The following is an 18,238-nucleotide window of genomic DNA, read 5'->3' as shown; positions in this document are numbered from 1 at the left end:
CCCCCGTGAGTACTTGTTAACCGCCGGCGGTTAACAAGCACTCACGGCAGCTCGAGTATTCGGTCGTCGGACTCCCCCGGATCGCCGCGGCCGTCGCGGTTGCTGGTGCTGAACCAGACGGCGCCGTCCGGTGTCGCGACGACGGTCCGCAGCCGCCCGTATTCGCCCTCGAACAGCGACTGCGGTTCACCGAGTGCACCGTCTGCGCCCACGGGGATCCGCCACAGTCGTTCGCCGCGCAGCGCCGCGACCCACAGCGCGCCGTCGTGGAAGGCGAGACCGGACGGGGACGCTTCGCCGGTGGACCATTGGACCACCGGGTCGACGAAGCCCGCCTCCCCCGCCCGCCCCTCTACCTCCGGCCATCCGTAATTGGCGCCGGGTTCGATCAGGTTCAGCTCGTCCCAGGTGTTCGCGCCGAACTCGGTGGCCCACAGCCTGCCTGCGTCGTCCCACGCGAGGCCCTGCACGTTGCGGTGCCCGAGTGACCACACGGGTGATCCGGGAGTCGGATTGTCGGCCGGGATCGATCCGTCGGGGTCGATGCGCAGGATCTTCCCGCCGAGCGAGGACGGGTCCTGGGCGCGCGGCCGGTCGCCGGCTTCCCCGGTGGCGACGTACAGTTTGCCGTCCGGGCCGAACGCGATCCGGCCGCCGTCGTGGATCGATCCGGCCGGGATGCCGGTGAGGATCGGGGCCGGCTCGCCGAGGCCGTTGCCGTCGAAGCGCAGGGAGACCACCCGGTTGTCGTCGCCGGTGGTCAGGTACGCGTAGATCGTCCGATCCGTCGCGTAGTTCGGCGAGACGGCCAGGCCCAGCAGTCCCGATTCGCCCTGCGCCGACACACCGGGCACCTCGCCGATCACGGTGGCGCTCCCGTCCGCCTGCAGGTGCCGGATGGCGCCGCTGTCCCGTTCCGCGATCAGCGCCGTCCCGTCCGGCAGAAACGCTATCCCCCACGGCACGTCGAGATCGGACGCGACCACGGCAGGCTCGCCGGCGGACGGCGCGGCGGCCACGCTGGTCGGCGACACCTGCGCCGAACTCCCCTCGGACTGGCAGGCCGCGCACGCGACGACCACCAGTGCCGCGGTGGCCGCGAAAAGTCGCTGTCCCATGGATGTCCTCCCGTCGCGCGACCGCACTCTGTCCATACTCCCCCAGGTGAGTGGCAAAGTGTCCCTGCGCACGCAATGCCACTCACGTGGGGCTGCGGGTGCTTAGACTCGACGTCATGGCCACGTCTTCCCGAGCCGGTAGGACCACGGTGATCGATGCCCGACGTTCGGCCGGGAAGGCCGCACGCGAACAACTCTCCCGCAAGGCGCAGGGTGCATTCGCCCTTCCGGAGCGCGACCCGGTGGCGGTGATCGAAGCGCAGAACACCACCCGGCTGCAGACCCTGGTGCCGATCCGGGTCGGACGGATGCTCGAATCACCGTTCGCGCTGTACCGCGGTTCGGCCGCGATGATGGCGCACGACCTCGCCGACTCACCGGTCACCGGATGCCAGGTCGTCGCGTCCGGCGACGCGCATCTCGCGAATTTCGGGTTGTTCGCCTCACCGGAACGCCGAATGCTGTTCGACCTCAACGACTTCGACGAGGCCTATCCGGCGCCGTGGGAGTGGGACGTGCGCCGGCTCGCCGCGAGCGTGTGGATCCACGGGCGCGCCAACTCGTACACCGAGGCGCAGTGCGCCGACTCCACCGGCGCCGCCGTCCGCTCGTACCGCAACACCCTGAGGACGCTGTTCCGGCTGACCGCCACGGAGCGGTACTACTTCCAGGAGGAGACGGACGTCCTCGAGCACGACCCGCGCGGGAAGCAGCAGCAGATCCGGGCGATCACCGAGAAGGCACGCAAACGGACGTCCGAACAGGTCCTCAGGAAACTCACCACGATGGAGGAGGACGGCAGGCCGCACATCGTCGACCAGTTCCCCGTCATCCGGCATTCGACGAACTACGACCTGGGCCGCATCACCGAGTTGTATCTCCTGTATCTCGACACGCTGCGCGCCGACATTCGACTGTTGCTGTCGCAGTACGAGGTGGTCGACTACGCGATGCGCATCGTGGGTGTGGGCAGCGTCGGAACTCGCTGCTGGTTGCTGCTGCTGCAGGGCCCGGCCGGTGAGCCGCTCTTCCTGCAGGCCAAGGAGGCACCGCGGTCGGTGCTGGAGACGCACGGGAAGGTCGCGGCCGCACCGGACTCGATCATTCGCGCGGTCGCGGAGAACGGCCAGGGCTCCCGCGTCGTCGGCGCGCAGCGCATTCTCCAGGCCCAGTCCGACCCGTTTCTGGGGTGGGTGCGCGACGTCGAGGGCGACGACGGACGCCGGCGCGACTTCTACCTGCGGCAGTTCCGCGACATGAAGGGGTCCGTCGACTTGCAGACCCTGGAACCGGCGCAATCGGTGAGGTACGCGGCGCTGTGCGGCACGATGCTGGCCCGCGCGCACAGTCAGAGCCCCGGATCGGCGTTCGTCGCGGGGTATCTCGGCAACGGGGACACGTTCGATCTGGCGATCACCGCCTGGGCCCGCCTGTATGCGGACCAGTCCGAGAAGGATCACGACGCGCTGCGGGCGGCGGTGAAGGCGGGGCGGCTTCCCGCGGAGACCGGTCTGTAGACCGGTACCATGACGGCGTGTGCGAAACAGGTGGCTACTGAGGTGGCCGAGCAGCCGGCATCGGGTGAACGGTACTTTCTGGAGTCCCTGGACCGCGGACTGAGCGTCCTCGAATGCTTCGACGAGCAGCACCGGGAGCGCACGCTGAGCGAGGTGGCGCAGAGCGTCGGGATCACCCGCTCCACGGCGCGACGCATTCTGCTCACCTTGGTGGACAAGGGTTTCCTGCGTCTCGACGGCCGCAACTTCTCGCTCACGCCCCGGGTGCTGCGGTTCGGTTTCTCGTATCTCGCCGCGCTGCGACTGCCGCAGGTCGCCGATCCGCACATCGAGGCTCTCGCGAAGGAACTGGGCGAGACCATCTCCGTCACCATCCTCGACGGCCCCGACGTGGTGTACGTGGCGCGGGTCCGCTCACCCCGGATCATCCGCATCTCCATCACCGTGGGCATGCGGTTCCCCGCGTACGCGACGTCGACGGGGCGGGTGCTGCTGGCGGGACTGCCGGCCGACGCCCTCGACGACTATCTGAAGACCACCACGTTCCAGTCGTTCACCCCGCAGACGATCTCGGACGTCGGCCAACTGCGCACCGCGGTCGGGCAGGTCGCCGCGGACGGCTGGTCGATGTCGGAGAACGAACTCGAGGTCGGCATCCGCGGCGCGGCCGTTCCCATCCGCGATCGGACGGGCGCCGTGGTCGCCGCCCTCAACTCCTCGCTGCAGGGCACCCAGTACACACGCGACGACGTCGAGGCGACGGTGGTGCCGAAACTCGTCGCGACGGCGGAGCGGATCGGGTCCGACCTGTCGCTGGGCTGACCGCCTACGCGGCGCGCCGGGACTGCTGCTCGACGAGCGCCAGCACGTGCGCGTACATGCGCTCGAAATCCGGTGTGACACCGGTGAACAGCTGGAACGCGTCGGCGGCCTGGAAGACGTTCATGCCTGCACCACCGAGGGTGGGCGCACCGAGCGCGCGGGCCGCCCGGGTCAGGGGTGTCTCGATCGGCCGGTAGATCACGTCGGCGACCCACAGGTCGGGGCGCAGCAGGTCCACGGGCACCGGGGTGCCGGGGAATCCGACCATGCCGATGGGTGTGGCGTTGATCAGACCGGACGCGTCCGCGAGCGGCCCGGCAATCTCCGACGCCGGAACCGCGTCGACGACGCTGCCGGGAAACAATTTTCGCATCGTGTCTCGGCAGTGTTCGGCGCGGTCGAGGTCGACGTCCGTCACGGTGAGGTGCCCGGCGCCCCGGGTGAGCGCCGAGTAGGCGACGGCGACTCCGGCGCCGCCCGCCCCGATCTGCACCACCCGGTCGAGGCTCGCACCCGGCAGTTCGCGGCCCAGGCTGCTGCCGAACCCGGTCCAGTCCGTGTTGTGCCCGACGGCCCTGCCCGCGGTGAACACCACGGTGTTGACGGCCTCGAGTCGCGCGGCGTCCGGCGACAATTCGTCGAGGTGGGCCATCACCTGCTGCTTGTACGGGTGGGTGACGTTGAGCCCGTCGAACCCCCACTGCCGTGCGAGGTCGATGATGCCCTCGACGCTGGCGGCCGCCCCGTGCAGACGCTCGAGGTCGAGGAGGCGGTACACGTAGTTCATGCCCTGCGCGCGCCCTTCGGCCTCGTGCAACGTGGGCGAGAACGACCCGTCGATCCCGTCTCCGATGAGTCCGCAGAGCACCGACTGTGCAGCCATGACCGTCACCTCCTCGTCTACCGGCTCAGTGCGCGTTCTCGAGCTTCGCGGCCGTGTCGGCGTCCGCGGCGTCGGCACTCGAATCGGGCTGCAGTCGCCACGCGATCAGGGCGCTGACGACGCAGCCGCCTGCCAGGTACACGGCCACGAGGTGCCAGGACCCACCGCTCGCGGTGACGAGGGCCGCCGCGATGAACGGGGTGAAGCCGCCGCCGATCGCGCTGGCCACCTGGTACCCGACGCCCGCACCGCTGTACCGGTACTCCGCACCGAACATCTCGGTGAACAGCGGCTGCTGCACGCTGACGACCATGTCGTGGGAGATGTTGACGAGGAGCACGGCCAGGATGACGGTGCCGATCATCGATCCGTGCTCGAGGAAGATGAAGAACGGGAACGCGCACACCGCGCCGATCAGCGCGCCGAGGATGTAGACGCGGCGCCGGCCGTGCTTGTCGGACAGCCAGGCGAACAGCGGGATGGTGCCGATGCCCACGGCGCCGACGAGCAGACCGACGTTGAGCATGAAGTTGCGCTCCATCCCCAGTTCCTGCGTGGAGTAGCTGAGAGCGAACGTGGTCACGATGTACATGGAGAACAGTTCGGCGAACCGCAGGCCGATGATCTGGAGGAACGCCTTCGGGTGGTTGCGCAGAGCCTCGACGAGCGGGATTCGCTTCTTTTCCTGTGGGCACTCCTCCTCGACCTTCTCGACCTTTTCGACGAATTCGGGGCTCTCCTGGACTCCGGCGCGGATCCACAGACCGATTCCGACCAGGACGACGCTGGCGATGAACGGAACACGCCAACCCCACTGGCTGAACGCGTCCTCGGTGGTCAGGTTGCTCATGAGCATGACGAATCCGGTGGCGAGGATGAGGCCGACCGAGTACCCGACCTGCACGCCGCTGCTGTAGAACGCCTTCTTCTTCGGCGGCGCGCTCTCGACGGCCATCAGCGCGGCTCCACCCCACTCGCCGCCGACGGCGAAGCCCTGGATGGCGCGCAGCGTGACGAGCAGGATCGGCGCCCACCAGCCGATCGACGCGAAGGACGGCAGCAGTCCGATCAACGCGGTGCTCGTGCCCATGATCAGCACGGTGAGGATCAGCATCCGCTTGCGTCCGATGCGGTCGCCGTAGTGGCCGAATACCACGCCGCCGAGCGGCCGGAACAGGAATCCGACGCCGAACGTCGCGAACGCGGCGAGCGTTCCGATCGCCGGGCTGACGTTCGGGAAGAACTCCGAGTTGAAGACCAGTGCCGCGACCAGCCCGTAGAGCAGGAAGTCGTACCAGTCGATGACCGCGCCGACGAAGCTGCTCAGCGCTGCTCTTCGCGCCTGCTTCTCGGCCGCCGGGGTGAAGGCGTGATCGCTCATTCCGATGTCCCGTCTAGGTTGATGCCGGACCAGTGTGTTCGTATGCCGAACGGGTGTCCGCTGGTTGAATAATGTGACGGTAGCCATAGCGTTTCCGCGTTGTCAAGACAGTCCAGATGCGTGGTACTGCCGTTTCGTCTATCTGGGCCGCTCCGCATTCGCCGAATCGGCGGTTCCGCGGTCGCCGCGACTCGTCCACACTTTCTCAAATCAGCGACGCACATCACATCCGGAGTAGCGCCGAAGGGATTTCTCCATGTCAGGAACCACCGATCCGCAGCTTCAGCACACGCTGAAGAAGCGGCACCTCTCGATGATCGCTATCGCGGGGGTGATCGGAGCAGGCCTCTTCGTGGGCTCCGGGGTCGCGATCCGCGAGACGGGCCCAGGCGTTCTGGTCGCCTACGCACTCGCCGGCATCGTCGTCATCCTCGTGATGCGCATGCTCGGCGAGATGTCGACCGCCAACCCCGAGACCGGGTCGTTCTCCGCGTACGCGGACCAGGCGATCGGCCGCTGGGCGGGCTTCAGCATCGGCTGGCTCTACGCCTGGTTCTGGATCATCGTCCTCGGCATCGAGGCGACAGCGGGCGCCGTCATCATGAACCGGTGGATCCCCGACGTCCCGCAGTGGAGTTGGGCACTGATCCTGATGGTGCTGCTCACGCTGACGAACATCGCGTCCGTGAAGTCGTTCGGCGAGTTCGAGTTCTGGTTCGCGTCGATCAAGGTCGCGGCGATCGTCATCTTCCTGGGGCTCGGCATCCTCGCGATCTGCGGGTTCCTGCCCGGTGTCGAAGCACCCGGACTCACCAACCTCACCGGGCACGGCGGGTTCTTCCCCAACGGGGCCGGTGCCGTGTTCGCGGCGGTGCTCGTGGTCGTGTTCTCCTTCTTCGGCGCCGAGATCGCCACCATCGCGGCCGGTGAATCCGCGAACCCCGTCGCTGCGGTGCGCAACGCCGTGCGGTCCGTCGTGTGGCGCATCCTCATCTTCTACATCGGGTCGATCGCCGTCGTCGTGACGCTTCTCCCCTGGGACGACGCCTCCGTCGCGCTGAGCCCGTACGTCGCGGTCATGGATTCGTTCGGCATCCCGGCGGCAGGCAACATCATGGACGTCGTCGTGCTCACGTCGGTGCTGTCCTGCCTGAACTCCGGCCTGTACACGGCGAGCCGCATTATCTTCTCGCTCTCCCGCCGCGGCGACGCCCCGGCCTCGCTGGCGAAGATCGGTTCGTCCGGCGTCCCGCGTCAGGCCGTGCTCGTCTCGACGGTCGTGGGATTCCTGACCGTGGGCCTGAACTACCTGTACCCGGACACCGTGTTCCTGTTCCTCGTCAACTCGTCGGGCGCGATCGCCCTGTTCGTGTGGCTGGCGATCTCGGTGTCACAACTGCGCATGCGGCGCCGGCTCGAGGCGGAAGGCAAGGACCTGACGCTGAAGATGTGGCTGTTCCCGTATCTGACGTGGTGCACGATCGCCGCCATCATCGCGCTCTGCATCGGCATGCTCGTGCTGCCGGAGACCAGGAGCCAGATGTACGTCTCGATGGGCCTCGCCGTCGTGGTAGTCGGAATCGGGATCTACCGTCAGCGGACCCGTCAGGCCGGCGACGCGGCTCCGGATCCCACGACCTCCGGCGAAGAATCGGTCGACGCCCTCCGCCCCTGAGCCCGGTCCGCGCGTTCGCATAACGAACAGTAGTGCGCTCACTGAACTCGGCGTACAGTCCCGCCGAGGGAAGGCCGGACTCACCGGCCCCAGGAAGGACCGAAGCTCATGAGGTGGGCGATTCTCGGCGCGAGCAACATCGCTGCCACCCGCGTTCTCCCCGCGCTGCGCGAGTGCGGGGAGACCGCGGCAGTCGTGCTGAGCGGTGACGCGGCGCGCGCGGAGGACTACCGGCGGACCCACGACATCGAGTCCGCCACCGGCGACCTGCGCGAGGCGGTGGTCGGGGACGTCCAGGCCGCCTACGTCTCGTCGACCAACGACAAGCACTTCGACCACGCCATGGCCGCGATCGACGCGGGCCTGCACGTGCTGTGCGAGAAACCGCTGTCGTTCGACGTCACTCAGGCGCAGAAGATGGTCGACGCGGCCGCATCCGCGGGGGTCGTGTTCGCGACCAACCATCACCTCCGCGCCCACCCCGTTCACCGTGCGGCGCGAAAGTTGCTGGCCGAGGGCGCGATCGGCGACATCCTCTCCGTACGCGTGAACAACACCATCCTGCTGCGCCAGGCCCTGCGTGGGTGGCGCCTCGACGGCGTCGGCGGCGGCGTCGTCCTCGACCTCGCGGTGCACGACATCGACACGCTCCGCTTCGTCACCGGGATGGAACCGACCACGGTCACGGCCGTGGGTGTATGCCAGGGGCTCGGTGACGGTCCGGCGGATGCCGCGATGACGAGCGGCGTCCTCGGCACGAACACCCTGTTCTCGCTGCACGACGCGTACACGGTCCCCGGTGGCGTCACCGGATTCGAGATCCACGGAACGTCGGGCACTCTCGTCGCCGCAGACTGCATGCGCCCCGATCCCACCGGGACGCTGCGCATGATCACGAACGGGCACGACACGGCCGTCCCGCTCGAGGCCGTCGACAACCTGTACGCGCCGGGGATCCGGGCGTTCGTCGACGCCGCCCGCGGGGTCGGTGAACCCGTGGCGACAGGACACGACGGGCTGCGTTCGGTGACCGCCGCGCTGGCGATCCTGCAGTCGATCGAGGAGGGACGGACGGTCCGCCTGTGAGGACAGCCAGCTACATGATCAGCCCGCTGGGCCGACGCCGCAGCGGCGACGGTTCCTGCACCGGCATCGAATTCGGCGGGACCGGGTAGGGCGCACCGGCGTTGAGCGTTCCCGCGGCCACGTTCGGCCCGCACTGGGCGATCGCCGCCTGCAGGCGTGGCCCGGGGTCGGTCATCGCGGGAACACCGGCGTTCGGTGCCGACGAGAAGTCGAATGCGGACGTCATGTCGCCGACGGCGCCGCGGCGCCACTCGGTGAGATTGGGGACGGGCACGCCGAACCGCTTCTCGAGCAGGCGCAATTGCGACGTGTGGTCGAACGTGTCGGACGCGACGAGTCCGCCGCGACTGTACGGCGAGATGATCAGCGACGGCACCCGGAACCCGAGTCCGATCGGACCCGGATTGTTCTCGCTCTCCGACACCGTGTTCAACGGGACCGTCAGGTATTCGCCCGGTGTGCCCGGCGGCGGTGTCGGCGGGGTGACGTGGTCGAAGAAGCCGCCGTTCTCGTCGTAACTGATGATCAGCGCCGTCTTCTCCCAGATCGCCGGGTTGGACGTGAGGATGTCGAGCACCTCGACGATCCCGACCGCGCCCGCGGCCGGGGGCAGCGCCGGGTGCTCGCACGTGAAGATGTTGGGGACGATCCAGGACACCGCGGGCAGGGTGCCGTTCGCGACGTCGGCCCGGAAGTCGTTCGGGTACGTCGGATCGAGGCCGCGGCGGGCGAGTTCCGAATTCGGGTCGCTGTATTGCGTGAAGCAGCCGAGCATCCCGTCGAGCGCGACACTCGACACCGGTCCGAGGTCCTTGTTCGCGTACACCTTCCAGCTGACGCCGGCCTCCTGCAGGTTCTCCGGATACGTGCGCCAGGAGTAGGCGAACCTCGGGATCACGGTCGGCGTCTCGACGAGCGGACCGCCCGCCAGCCCGTCCGGGTCGATCGTTCCCGTCATCCAGTACAGCCGGTTCGGGTCCGTGGGCCCGAGCACCGAGCAGAAGTAGTGGTCGCAGATCGTGAAGGCGTCGGCGAGGTCGTAGTGCACGGGGATGTCGGCCCGCGTGTAGTAGCCCATCGTGGCGGGACCGTTGAGCGGCCCCTCGTGCGCGATGTGCACCGGCATCCACCGGTCCATCGCGCCGCCGTTCCACGCGTCGTGCTGCGGACCCCACGAATGGGTGGGGTCGTTGATGCATTCGCCGTCGAGGTGCGTGCCCTGCGTCGTGTCGAGCCGGAACGGGTTGAGAAACCCGGTCGGCGTCGGCCCGACGCCCGGCGTCCAGCCGAACTGCTGCCACGCCGGTGACGGGTCGTCGAAGCCGCGCACCCCCGACAGCGTGCCGTAGTAGTGGTCGAACGAGCGGTTCTCCTGCATGAGATAGACGAAGTGCTCGATGTCGTTCAGCGACCCGCTGCCACCCGGATCCTGCGCGTACGCCCGGTCGATCACCGGGCCGGCCCACGAACTGAGGAATGCGGCGCCACCGGCCGCTGCGGCGGAGGCGAGGAACTTGCGGCGTGAGATGTCCGATGCCGGGGTCACGGATGGTGACGCTAGTCGCTGCGGACTTCGCCCGCCCGGTGAATGCGCAGGTTGCCCTACTGCGGGCCCACCGGCACATCACCTTCCAGCGTGATGCGGTGCATGACGCGGTGCTGGGTTCCGTAGTCGCGGTTCGCGTAGTGCGCGGTGCTGCGGTTGTCCCACAGCACGAGGTCGCCGAGGCGCCAGCGGTGCCGCACGACGTGCTCCGGTTTGGTGAGGTGTGCGTACAGGAAGTCGAGGATGCCCCGGCTCTCCGCCTCGGACACTCCGGCGATGTGGGACGTGAAGCCCGGGTTCACGAAGATGCCCTTGCGGCCCGTTTCCGGGTGTACCCGCACGACGGGATGCTCGACGGGCACGAGTGCCGTGACTTCCTCACCGTCCCAGATGTTTCCCTTGCCGCCGCGCTTCTGCGCGAGGTAGTACCCGAATTCGCGGTTGCCGTCGTGCACCGCGGTCAGCTGGTCGATCATCTGCCGGATCGGCAGCGACAGCGACTCGTACGCCAGTTGGCTGTCGGCCCAGTTGGTGTCGCCGCCGTGCGGTGGGAGGACGACAGGACGGAGGATCGACCCGAGCGGTGGCCGCTTCATGAACGTGACGTCGGTGTGCCACACGTCGGCGAAACCGTTGTCCTGGCTGTCGAGCGCGTACACCTCCCGGGCGACGTTGCCGCTGTCGTGGACGGGGTGGCCCGCGGTCAGCTGACCGAGCCGGCGACCGAACTCGATGTGGCCCGCGTCGTCGAGCGACTGGCCCCGCAGGACCAGCACCTTGTGCTCGGTCAACGCCGACCGGATCGCGGCCACCTCGGCGTCGGTGGCGGACGCGACGTCCAGTCCGATGATCTCGGCCCCGAACGACGGGCCGAACTTGTCGAGCGTCAGCGACGCAGTCCTGGCTTCGAATGCAGTGCTCATGATGTCTTTCCGCGAAGGTGGATCGTGCCTGGGTACGGGAGGACCGGCCCGGACCTGCGAACGCGGAGAAGGCGTGAGGAATTACCGGATGCCGGGGCTACCGAGGAATGGACAGCACGCGGTACGCGCGCCGGGGCCGTCAGCAACAACAGATGTTGGCGCACGTACGGCACAGGTCGACGGTCAGGCGTCGCACCAGGTGAGTCGTATGCACGACGCAATTCCTACCGGATGGGAGGGAAATGAGCAAGCTCGGGGCAATCGCGGGCGATCAGCTCCAGCGCGCCTGACCGCCGTCGAGCGGGATGGTGGCCCCGGACAGGTACCCGGCGTCGGGACCCACGAGGAAGACGACGGCGCGCCCAATGTCGCGTTCGCAGTCACCGATCCGGCCGAGCGGAATCGACTTCACGAACTCGGCGGCCTCCTCCGGGTTGGTCTCCGTCCACCACTTCAGCCCCGGTGACAGCGCGTGCGGCGCAATCGCGTTGACGCGGATGCCGTCGGGGCCCCATTCGCTGGCGGCGGTCCGGGTGAGCGAGCGCATCGCCTCCTTGGTGGCCGCGTACAGCCCGTACCCGCTCGTGTCCCAGCGCACCGCCGACGAACTGACGAGATTGATGATCGAGCCGCCGCCGCGCGCCTTCAGGTGCGGGTGGCACAGCTGCATCAGGAACAGGGTTGCCACCGGGCCGACGGCCATCGCCCGGTCGAGAAGCTTCGGCGTGATCTCCAGGAGCGGTCCGAGCGCGCTCGCGTTGGCGTTGTTGACGAGGATGTCGATCCCGCCGAACACGTCCACGACGCGGTCGACCATCGGTGCCAGCTGATCGCGCTTGCTGACGTCGCAGACGATCGGCTCGGCCACGCCGCCGAAGTCGGCGACGGCGGCGCACGTGTCGAGAAGTTTCGCCTCCGTGCGCCCGACCACCGCGATCCGCGCACCCTCCTTGGCCAGCGCGAACGCCATCCCGGCGCCCACGCCCTGCCCGGCGCCGGTGATCAGTGCGACCTTGCCGTCCAGCGTCCCCATCACGAGTCCCCTCGGTCCGATTGTGCGTCGGCTGCCCACCGGTTGGCCGTCAGCCGGAAGCTGGGAACGTCGGACAGCGACATCACCGCCTCGTACGTGCGCTCGTATCCGGTGTGGGCGATCCGCCACCGACCGTCCGGCCCGCGGACGTAGCGGTCGGAGTAGAACGCCGCCCCGCGCAGCACTGTGCCGTGTTCCGGGATCAGCACGGTGTCGGACAGGAACCACCGCCCCGTCGCCGTGTCCCCGTCGACGTCGATCTCCGGGTGACCGCAGTGATGCTCGGTGATGGTCTGCGGCCCCAGATTCGACTTCATGAACTCGACCAGCGCATCCCGCGACTCGAACGCGAGATGCTCGCCGTAGTTCGCCGTCGCGTCGGGAAGGAGCGTGTCGGCGAACTCGTCCCAGCACTTCGTGTCCAGGGCCCGCAGATACGTGTACTTGAGCCTGCTGATCGCGGCGACGGCCTCGAGATCCACGGCATTCACCCTTCGTCCACCCCCAAAACTGACACCTGTTCTACCACGGATCGGCAGGTGCCGGGGCGGACACGGGGATTTGCTATCTGCTGACGCTGCCCGCGACAGTCACCTGCTGACGCTGCCCGCGTCGACCGGCAGGGCGACCGCCGTGATGTACCGCGCCTCGTCCGACGCCAGGAACAGCGCGGCGTTGGCCACGTCGACCGGTTCGATCCAGGGAATCGGCAGCATGTTCATCGTCACCGCGGCCGCCGCGAACTCCTCGCGGGTGGGGTGCTCGAGGTCGGGCCGGAACGCCCGTCGCACCATGTCGTTCTGGATCATGTCCGTGTCGACGTTGGTGGGATGCACGCTGTTGACCCGCACCCGGTGCGGCGCGAGTTCCTTGGCCAGCGACCGCATCAGGCCCACCACCCCGTGCTTGGCCGCGGTGTAGTGGGCGACGCCGACGAGTCCGCGCAGACCGGCGATGGAACTCGTCAGGATCATCGCCCCGCCGCCCCGCTCGATCAGGTGCGGTGCCGCCGCCTTGCACGTCTGCCACACCCCCGTCAGGTTGACGTCGAGCATCGTCTGCCACGTCTCGGAGTCGAGTTCCAGCGCGGCACCCGACGACGTGATGCCCGCCGTGGCGCACACGAAGTCCAGCCCGCCCAGTTCCCCGGCCGCGGCCGTCACCGCGTCCGCGAGCGCCGTTCCGTCGCGCACGTCCACCTGCGCCGTCACGATCCGGCGGCCCGTGTCCCGGACCAGTTTCGCGGTCACCTCGAGGTCCTCCGGGCTCGCCGGCGGCGTCACCACCGTGCCGACCGGCCCGCACAGGTCGACGGCGACGACGTCCGCGCCCTCCTGCGCGAATCGCAGTGCCTGCGCCCGGCCGATCCCGCGCGCGGCACCGGTGACCAGGACGACTCTTCCGTTCACTCGACCTGTCATCTCTACACCTTCTGGGTCAGTCCGGCGTCGACCACGAGTTGTGTGCCGGTGATGTATCGCGATTCGTCCGAGGCGAGGAACAGCAGCGCGTTGCTGACGTCCCGCGAGTCCAGCCACGGAACGGGCAGGACATGGTTGGCCGCGAGGACGGGGACGACGTCCTCCCGGGTCGGGTTCTCGAGGTCCGGCCGCAGCCGCGCCATCGTCTCGGGGTTCAGGGTCATGCGGGTGCCGACGGCACCGGGGTGCAGCACGTTGACCCGGATGAACTGCGGTCCGAGTTCGTTGGCGAGGGTCCGCGCCAACCCGACCACCGCGGTCTTGGACGCCGAATAGTGAGCGGCCCCGGCCACCGCCTTGATGCCTGCGGTCGAACTGACGATCACGACGGAACCGCCGCCGTCGCGCATCGCCGGGACCGCGGCGGTCGCCGTGTTCCAGACGCCGGTGAGGTTGACGTCGAGCGACCGGTGCCAGATCTCGTCGTCGATCGTCCAGGCCGGGCCCGGGTTGTCGCAGACACCGGCGTTCGCGACGACCACGTCGAGGGGCCCCAGTTCCGCGACTCCGGCGTCGACGGCCGCTCGCAACGCCGACGGGTCCCGCACATCGGCGTGGGCCACGACCGCACGGCGTCCGAGTTCGACGACCAGCCTTCGGGTTTCGTCCAGATCGGCTGCGGCCGACGGAAGGTCGACGGCGACAACGTCGGCGCCCTCCTCCGCGAGCCGGACCGCGTGACTGCGTCCCATGCCGTTTCCGGCACCGGTGATGAAGGCGACCTTGCCTGCCATCCGTGACATCGGTTGTCCCCTCTAGTCCAGGCGGCCGGGGGTCGGGTAGCTGCGCAGGGAGAGCCCCACGCGCCCGTCCTCCACCGCGTCGTCGATCGATCCGCGGAGCGCACCGCAGGTGGGGACGAACATCGAGTGCTCCCCTTCCTGCGCACGCAGAGCGAATTCCGGGCAGGTCTGCTCGGCGTCGCCGAGCCACTGCACGCTCGTGTGCGCCTCGCTGTACTTCTCCACGAGCACCGCGTTACCGCAGCGCCGGCATTCGACGGGAAGCACTCAGCTCACCGCCCCTGCACTGGCTGCGGCGTGCCGTGCGCCGACCCAGCCGAACACCATCGCGGGTCCGATCGTCGCGCCGGCACCGGCGTAGTCGTTGCCCATCACCGACGCCGACGTGTTTCCGGTGGCGTACAGCCCGGGGATCGGTTCGCCGCTGCCACTCAGCACCTGACTGTGCTCGTTGCACACGAGCCCGCCCTTGGTGCCGAGGTCGCCGGCCTCCATCCGCACCGCGTAGTACGGGGCCTTGTCCACCTCGTCCAGGGTCGGGTTGGGCAGTCGCGGGTCGCCGTAGTACCGGTCGTACGCGCTGTCGCCACGACCGAAATCGGCGTCGACGCCCGCCCGGGCGAACCCGTTGAACCGTGCGATCTCAGCGGACAGCGCGTCGGCGGGAATGCTCATCTGCTGCGCCAGTTCCCCGAGGGTCTCCGCGCGCAGCATCAGGCCCGTCTCGAACCATTCCGCCGGGAACTTCTGCCCGGGCATCACACCACCGAACTGGTAGCGGCTCTTGGCCTTCGAGTCGAACACGAACCACACCGGGTCGTGCCCGCCGGCGATCTGGTCGTGGACGAACGACACGTACGGGGACGCCTCGTTGGTGAACCGCTTGCCGTTCTGGTCGACGATCAGCGACGGCGGGATCGACCGCTCCGACACCAGGACGTGCATGATGCCGTCCGGCCGCCGGAACGACGGCATCCACCAGGCGTCGTCCATCAGGTCGACGGCGGCGCCGACCTGCTCACCGGCCACGATGCCGTCGCCGGTGTTGTCGGGTGAGCCGGCGCTGTAGTTGTCCTTGCCACCCTCCCGGAGGTACCGCTTCCGCAGCTCCTCGCTCTGCTCGAATCCGCCGGTGGCCATCATGACGCCGCGGCGGGCACGGATGCGCAGCTCCCGCGTCCCGGTCTCGACTACCGCGCCGGTGACGGCCCCGGACTCGTCCGTGATCAGCCCCTTCAGTGGGGAGTTCAGCCACAGCGGAACGCCGGCCTCCTGGAGGCTGAGCCGCAGCCGGCCGACGAGGGCCTGCCCCAGGGTCTCCATCCGCCTGCGCCGCACCATCGCCACCACCGAACGCCAGCCGACGCCGAGTGCGGTCCGGCGGCCGGCCCAGGTGCGGAAGAACATGTTGAGGTGCCGGAACTCGGTGGACGTCATGTACAGCCCGCCCGGCATGGCGAGGGAGTTCGGGCGCTGCAGCTCGCGGTCGGCGCCTAGCTGGTTCATGTCGAACGGCAGCGGTTCGACCGTCCGCCCCTTCGGCCGTCCACCCACGTTCTCGGGGTGGTAGTCGGAATAGTCCTCGCACCAGGAGAACCGGAGATGCGGGCAGTGCTGTTCGAAGAACCGCATCATCGCCGGCCCCTGCTCGATGTACGCGTCGAGGCGTTCGGACGGCACGCTGTCGCCGACGATCGAATCCAGGTACTTCCGGACGTCGCCGGGGTCGTCGGCGCGGCCTTCACGGACGAGGATCGGCGAATTGGGAATCCACAGGGCGCCACCGGACAGCGCCGTCGAACCGCCGTACACGCCGGACTTTTCGACGACGAGGGTGTCGAGTCCTCGCTCGGCGCCGGCCAGCGCGGCGGTCATGCCACCCGCACCGCTGCCGATCACCAGGAGATCGACCTCCCGGTCCCAGTTCTGCTCTACGCTCATCGTGCACACCTTCCGAAGTGGTCTCGATCACACCCTGCCGGTATCAATTGCTTTTTCCCACAGCCCTTCCCGCGGAGCGGGAGAAGCGGCACCGCCGCGGAGCGGGAGAAAGTGCTACGTGGCCGCGGTGAAGATGCCGAGCCCACCGCGGTACACCAGCAACGGCGGCACATCCCTGAGCACGTCCAGCCCGGTGACCCGCGCGACGACGATGGTGTGGTCGCCGGCGTCGTGCTCGAACTCGACGGTGGCCTGCACCTGCGCCAGCACTCCGTCCAGCGCCGGGGCGCCGTTTCCGGCGTGCGACCATCCGACGCCGGCGAACTTGTCGGCGCCGCTGGTCGCGAACGTCCCGCACACGTCCCGCTGGTCATGGGCGAGGACGTTGACGCAGACGTGTTCGCTCGCCCGCAGCCGCGGCCAGCTGGTCGACGTCCGTGCGGGGCTGAACGACACGTACGGCGGGTCCAGCGACAGCGACACGAACGACTGGCATGTGAAGCCGTGCGGATTCTCGCCGTCGTGTGCGGTGATCACCGTGACGCCGGTGCAGAAGTGCCCGAGCACCGACTTGAGGTCGGCAGGGTCGATGCGGTGCACCACGGGCGCCGCGGGTTCTTCGGTTCGGGTCATCGTGTCTCCTCGGATCGACGGGTTGCGTTCAGCGTGGCCGCGGCTCCTGCGGGCGGGAAATGCCCCGTCCCGCCCAGCGGCAGGGTTTCGCGCCGACCGGCGGGCGGCGCACGGTTGATAGGCTCGGGAAATGCCTTCGTCCGACCCCACCCAGAGCTCCGGGTTCGCCGGCCTCCGATCCACGAGCTGGCCGGTGCTCGGCATCCTGTCGTTCGGCGAGGAACTGTCCGGCTACGACCTCAAGAAGTGGGCGTCGTACAGCGTTCGCTTCTTCTACTGGAGCCCGTCGTTCAGCCAGGTGTACTCGGAGCTGAAGAAGCTGGAAGACGCGGGATACGTGACGTCGCGGACCGTCGTGGACGACGAGGCCCGGGTGAAACCCAAGCGGCTGTACAAGATCACGGACGCGGGCATGGCCGTCATGCGCAGCTGGGCGCGGGAGGCGCCGATCGATCCGCCCGTCCTCAAACACGGCGTGATGCTCCGCATGTGGCTCGGTCACCTCACCGAGCCGGAGCAGCTCAAAGATGCCCTGAAGGAGCACATCTCGTATGTGGAGGGGATGAGCAGGCAGGCCGCGCTCGACGCCCGCGATTCGGACGTCGAACCCACGTGGGCGTTCGCGCACATGGTCAACAAGTGGTCCGAGCGCTACTACGCCGCCGAGAGCGAACTCGCGAAGCAGATGCTCGCCGACATCGACGAGGCCGTCGAACGCATCCACGGTGAGGGGACGCCGGAACACCCCGGTGTGCCGAAACCGACCGCATCCCCGTCGATCCGGCGCTCCCGCGAGGCGCAGCAGGAGTACCAGGCCGCCATGAAGGCGGCGCGGGACTCCGGCGACGCGGCCGAGACGGAGAACTAGTCGGACGGGGTGCGCACGCGTTCGGCTACCAGATTCCGGAGCCGCGGCCACAGCGCCCGGCGTTCGGTCTGCGCCGCGGTCATCGCGTCGATCGTCAGGAATCCGTGGAACATTCCCGCAACCCGCTCGAGCTGCACGGGCACACCGGCGTCGGCGAGCGCCGCGGCGTACTTCTCCCCCTCGTACCGCAGCGGATCGCGTTCGGCGGTGATCACGATCGCGGGCGGGAGCCCGGCGAGGTCGTCCGCCCGGACCGGGGCCGCGTAGGCCGGTGCGGCCTCGCGGTGCGTCGGCAGGTACTGATCCCAATACCATTGCATCGCAGCGCGGGTGAGGAAGTGATCCTCCGCGAACTCCTCGTAGGACTCGGTGTCGAAGGCCGGTTCGATGACGGGGTACATCAGGAGCTGTCCGGCGACGGCGGGGCCCTGCCGGTCGCGGGCCATCAGCGCGGCGACGGCCGCGAGGTTGCCGCCGCTGCTGTCGCCGGCGACGAGCAGACGGTCCGGATCGGCGCCGAACTCGCCGGCGTGCCGCGCGACCCAGCACGTCGCGGCGTAGGCGTCGTCCGCCGCGGCGGGCCATTGC

At 68.7% G+C, this 18,238-nt stretch carries 18 protein-coding genes; 5 read left to right on the top strand and 13 right to left on the bottom strand.

From position 1 onward, the window contains the following. Nucleotides 1-41: 41 nt before the first annotated feature. Nucleotides 42-1,118, bottom strand: a complete 1,077-nt coding sequence (locus tag ACFTZB_RS09235) for a PQQ-dependent sugar dehydrogenase (RefSeq protein ID WP_378431217.1) — start codon at nucleotides 1,116-1,118, stop codon at nucleotides 42-44. Between the two features lie 116 nt (nucleotides 1,119-1,234). Here ACFTZB_RS09235 and ACFTZB_RS09230 point away from each other — a divergent pair, with 116 nt between their 5' ends. Then, nucleotides 1,235-2,635: a DUF2252 domain-containing protein gene (locus ACFTZB_RS09230; protein ID WP_378431216.1), complete on the top strand. Its 1,401-nt coding sequence runs from the start codon at nucleotides 1,235-1,237 to the stop codon at nucleotides 2,633-2,635. A 42-nt stretch (nucleotides 2,636-2,677) separates the two neighbouring features. Next, nucleotides 2,678-3,457 carry an IclR family transcriptional regulator C-terminal domain-containing protein gene (locus ACFTZB_RS09225; protein ID WP_378431215.1) on the top strand — a complete coding sequence of 260 codons (780 nt, stop codon included), beginning with the start codon at nucleotides 2,678-2,680 and terminating at the stop codon, nucleotides 3,455-3,457. Between the two features lie 4 nt (nucleotides 3,458-3,461). Here ACFTZB_RS09225 and ACFTZB_RS09220 read toward each other — a convergent pair whose 3' ends face one another. Beyond that, nucleotides 3,462-4,340 carry a shikimate dehydrogenase gene (locus ACFTZB_RS09220; protein WP_378431214.1) on the bottom strand — a complete coding sequence of 293 codons (879 nt, stop codon included), beginning with the start codon at nucleotides 4,338-4,340 and terminating at the stop codon, nucleotides 3,462-3,464. Between the two features lie 25 nt (nucleotides 4,341-4,365). Beyond that, nucleotides 4,366-5,721, bottom strand: coding sequence for a shikimate transporter (shiA, locus tag ACFTZB_RS09215; RefSeq protein ID WP_378431213.1), 1,356 nt, complete (start codon nucleotides 5,719-5,721; stop codon nucleotides 4,366-4,368). A gap of 256 nt (nucleotides 5,722-5,977) precedes the next feature. On the opposite strand from shiA, the gene ACFTZB_RS09210 reads away from it, so the two are divergent. Both ACFTZB_RS09210 and ACFTZB_RS09205 read left to right on the top strand, forming a co-directional pair. Next, the gene (locus tag ACFTZB_RS09210) at nucleotides 5,978-7,396 is read left to right on the top strand and encodes an amino acid permease (RefSeq protein ID WP_378431212.1); all 1,419 of its coding nucleotides are present in this window, start codon (nucleotides 5,978-5,980) and stop codon (nucleotides 7,394-7,396) included. Nucleotides 7,397-7,504: 108 nt separating this feature from the next. Continuing rightward, on the top strand, nucleotides 7,505-8,482 hold the full coding sequence (locus ACFTZB_RS09205; protein WP_378431211.1) for a Gfo/Idh/MocA family protein: 978 nt from the start codon (nucleotides 7,505-7,507) through the stop codon (nucleotides 8,480-8,482). A 10-nt stretch (nucleotides 8,483-8,492) separates the two neighbouring features. On the opposite strand, the gene ACFTZB_RS09200 is transcribed toward ACFTZB_RS09205, so the two are convergent. The 9 genes from ACFTZB_RS09200 to ACFTZB_RS09160 form a co-directional block, all read right to left on the bottom strand. Then, complete coding sequence (locus ACFTZB_RS09200) at nucleotides 8,493-10,028, bottom strand: phospholipase C (RefSeq protein ID WP_378431210.1); 1,536 nt, start codon at nucleotides 10,026-10,028, stop codon at nucleotides 8,493-8,495. Between the two features lie 56 nt (nucleotides 10,029-10,084). Next, the gene (locus ACFTZB_RS09195; protein WP_378431209.1) at nucleotides 10,085-10,951 is read right to left on the bottom strand and encodes a TauD/TfdA dioxygenase family protein; all 867 of its coding nucleotides are present in this window, start codon (nucleotides 10,949-10,951) and stop codon (nucleotides 10,085-10,087) included. A gap of 271 nt (nucleotides 10,952-11,222) precedes the next feature. Next, nucleotides 11,223-11,984: an SDR family NAD(P)-dependent oxidoreductase gene (locus tag ACFTZB_RS09190; RefSeq protein ID WP_378431208.1), complete on the bottom strand. Its 762-nt coding sequence runs from the start codon at nucleotides 11,982-11,984 to the stop codon at nucleotides 11,223-11,225. Beyond that, entirely contained in the window at nucleotides 11,984-12,466 is a 483-nt protein-coding gene (locus ACFTZB_RS09185) for a nuclear transport factor 2 family protein (RefSeq protein WP_378431251.1), read from the bottom strand. The genes ACFTZB_RS09190 and ACFTZB_RS09185 overlap by 1 nt, the downstream gene beginning before the upstream one ends. A 108-nt stretch (nucleotides 12,467-12,574) precedes the next feature. After that, the gene (locus ACFTZB_RS09180; RefSeq protein WP_276141230.1) at nucleotides 12,575-13,405 is read right to left on the bottom strand and encodes a mycofactocin-coupled SDR family oxidoreductase; all 831 of its coding nucleotides are present in this window, start codon (nucleotides 13,403-13,405) and stop codon (nucleotides 12,575-12,577) included. 2 nt (nucleotides 13,406-13,407) lie between these two features. Further along, nucleotides 13,408-14,208 carry a mycofactocin-coupled SDR family oxidoreductase gene (locus ACFTZB_RS09175; protein ID WP_378431207.1) on the bottom strand — a complete coding sequence of 267 codons (801 nt, stop codon included), beginning with the start codon at nucleotides 14,206-14,208 and terminating at the stop codon, nucleotides 13,408-13,410. Nucleotides 14,209-14,220: 12 nt separating this feature from the next. After that, nucleotides 14,221-14,475 (bottom strand): hypothetical protein, encoded by a 255-nt coding sequence (locus ACFTZB_RS09170; RefSeq protein WP_005251194.1) that lies wholly within the window; start codon nucleotides 14,473-14,475, stop codon nucleotides 14,221-14,223. After that, nucleotides 14,476-16,149, bottom strand: coding sequence for an FAD-binding protein (locus ACFTZB_RS09165; protein ID WP_378431206.1), 1,674 nt, complete (start codon nucleotides 16,147-16,149; stop codon nucleotides 14,476-14,478). A 114-nt stretch (nucleotides 16,150-16,263) separates the two neighbouring features. Continuing rightward, nucleotides 16,264-16,782: a flavin reductase family protein gene (locus ACFTZB_RS09160; protein WP_378431205.1), complete on the bottom strand. Its 519-nt coding sequence runs from the start codon at nucleotides 16,780-16,782 to the stop codon at nucleotides 16,264-16,266. A 130-nt stretch (nucleotides 16,783-16,912) separates the two neighbouring features. Here ACFTZB_RS09160 and ACFTZB_RS09155 point away from each other — a divergent pair, with 130 nt between their 5' ends. Then, nucleotides 16,913-17,650: a PadR family transcriptional regulator gene (locus tag ACFTZB_RS09155; RefSeq protein ID WP_378431204.1), complete on the top strand. Its 738-nt coding sequence runs from the start codon at nucleotides 16,913-16,915 to the stop codon at nucleotides 17,648-17,650. On the opposite strand, the gene ACFTZB_RS09150 is transcribed toward ACFTZB_RS09155, so the two are convergent. After that, on the bottom strand, nucleotides 17,647-18,238 hold a 592-nt coding region (locus ACFTZB_RS09150; RefSeq protein WP_378431203.1), incomplete at its 5' end, for an alpha/beta hydrolase. The two genes, ACFTZB_RS09155 and ACFTZB_RS09150, sit on opposite strands and share 4 nt — an antisense overlap.

It is taken from the genome of Rhodococcus sp. NPDC057014 (assembly GCF_042673295.1).
Taxonomy (GTDB): domain Bacteria; phylum Actinomycetota; class Actinomycetes; order Mycobacteriales; family Mycobacteriaceae; genus Rhodococcus_F.
Note: the sequence above shows the minus strand (reverse complement) of the source record. Positions and strands in the feature narration are given on the sequence as shown.

What these genes read in the sequence shown, in the direction of transcription:
- ACFTZB_RS09235 (WP_378431217.1), bottom strand. Translation starts at nt 1,118, where the DNA reads ATGGGACAGCGACTTTTCGCGGCCACCGCGGCACTGGTGGTCGTCGCG.
- ACFTZB_RS09230 (WP_378431216.1), top strand. Translation starts at nt 1,235, where the DNA reads ATGGCCACGTCTTCCCGAGCCGGTAGGACCACGGTGATCGATGCCCGA.
- ACFTZB_RS09220 (WP_378431214.1), bottom strand. Translation starts at nt 4,340, where the DNA reads ATGGCTGCACAGTCGGTGCTCTGCGGACTCATCGGAGACGGGATCGAC.
- shiA (WP_378431213.1), bottom strand. Translation starts at nt 5,721, where the DNA reads ATGAGCGATCACGCCTTCACCCCGGCGGCCGAGAAGCAGGCGCGAAGA.
- ACFTZB_RS09210 (WP_378431212.1), top strand. Translation starts at nt 5,978, where the DNA reads ATGTCAGGAACCACCGATCCGCAGCTTCAGCACACGCTGAAGAAGCGG.
- ACFTZB_RS09205 (WP_378431211.1), top strand. Translation starts at nt 7,505, where the DNA reads ATGAGGTGGGCGATTCTCGGCGCGAGCAACATCGCTGCCACCCGCGTT.
- ACFTZB_RS09195 (WP_378431209.1), bottom strand. Translation starts at nt 10,951, where the DNA reads ATGAGCACTGCATTCGAAGCCAGGACTGCGTCGCTGACGCTCGACAAG.
- ACFTZB_RS09190 (WP_378431208.1), bottom strand. Translation starts at nt 11,984, where the DNA reads ATGGGGACGCTGGACGGCAAGGTCGCACTGATCACCGGCGCCGGGCAG.
- ACFTZB_RS09180 (WP_276141230.1), bottom strand. Translation starts at nt 13,405, where the DNA reads ATGACAGGTCGAGTGAACGGAAGAGTCGTCCTGGTCACCGGTGCCGCG.
- ACFTZB_RS09175 (WP_378431207.1), bottom strand. Translation starts at nt 14,208, where the DNA reads ATGTCACGGATGGCAGGCAAGGTCGCCTTCATCACCGGTGCCGGAAAC.
- ACFTZB_RS09165 (WP_378431206.1), bottom strand. Translation starts at nt 16,149, where the DNA reads ATGAGCGTAGAGCAGAACTGGGACCGGGAGGTCGATCTCCTGGTGATC.
- ACFTZB_RS09160 (WP_378431205.1), bottom strand. Translation starts at nt 16,782, where the DNA reads ATGACCCGAACCGAAGAACCCGCGGCGCCCGTGGTGCACCGCATCGAC.
- ACFTZB_RS09155 (WP_378431204.1), top strand. Translation starts at nt 16,913, where the DNA reads ATGCCTTCGTCCGACCCCACCCAGAGCTCCGGGTTCGCCGGCCTCCGA.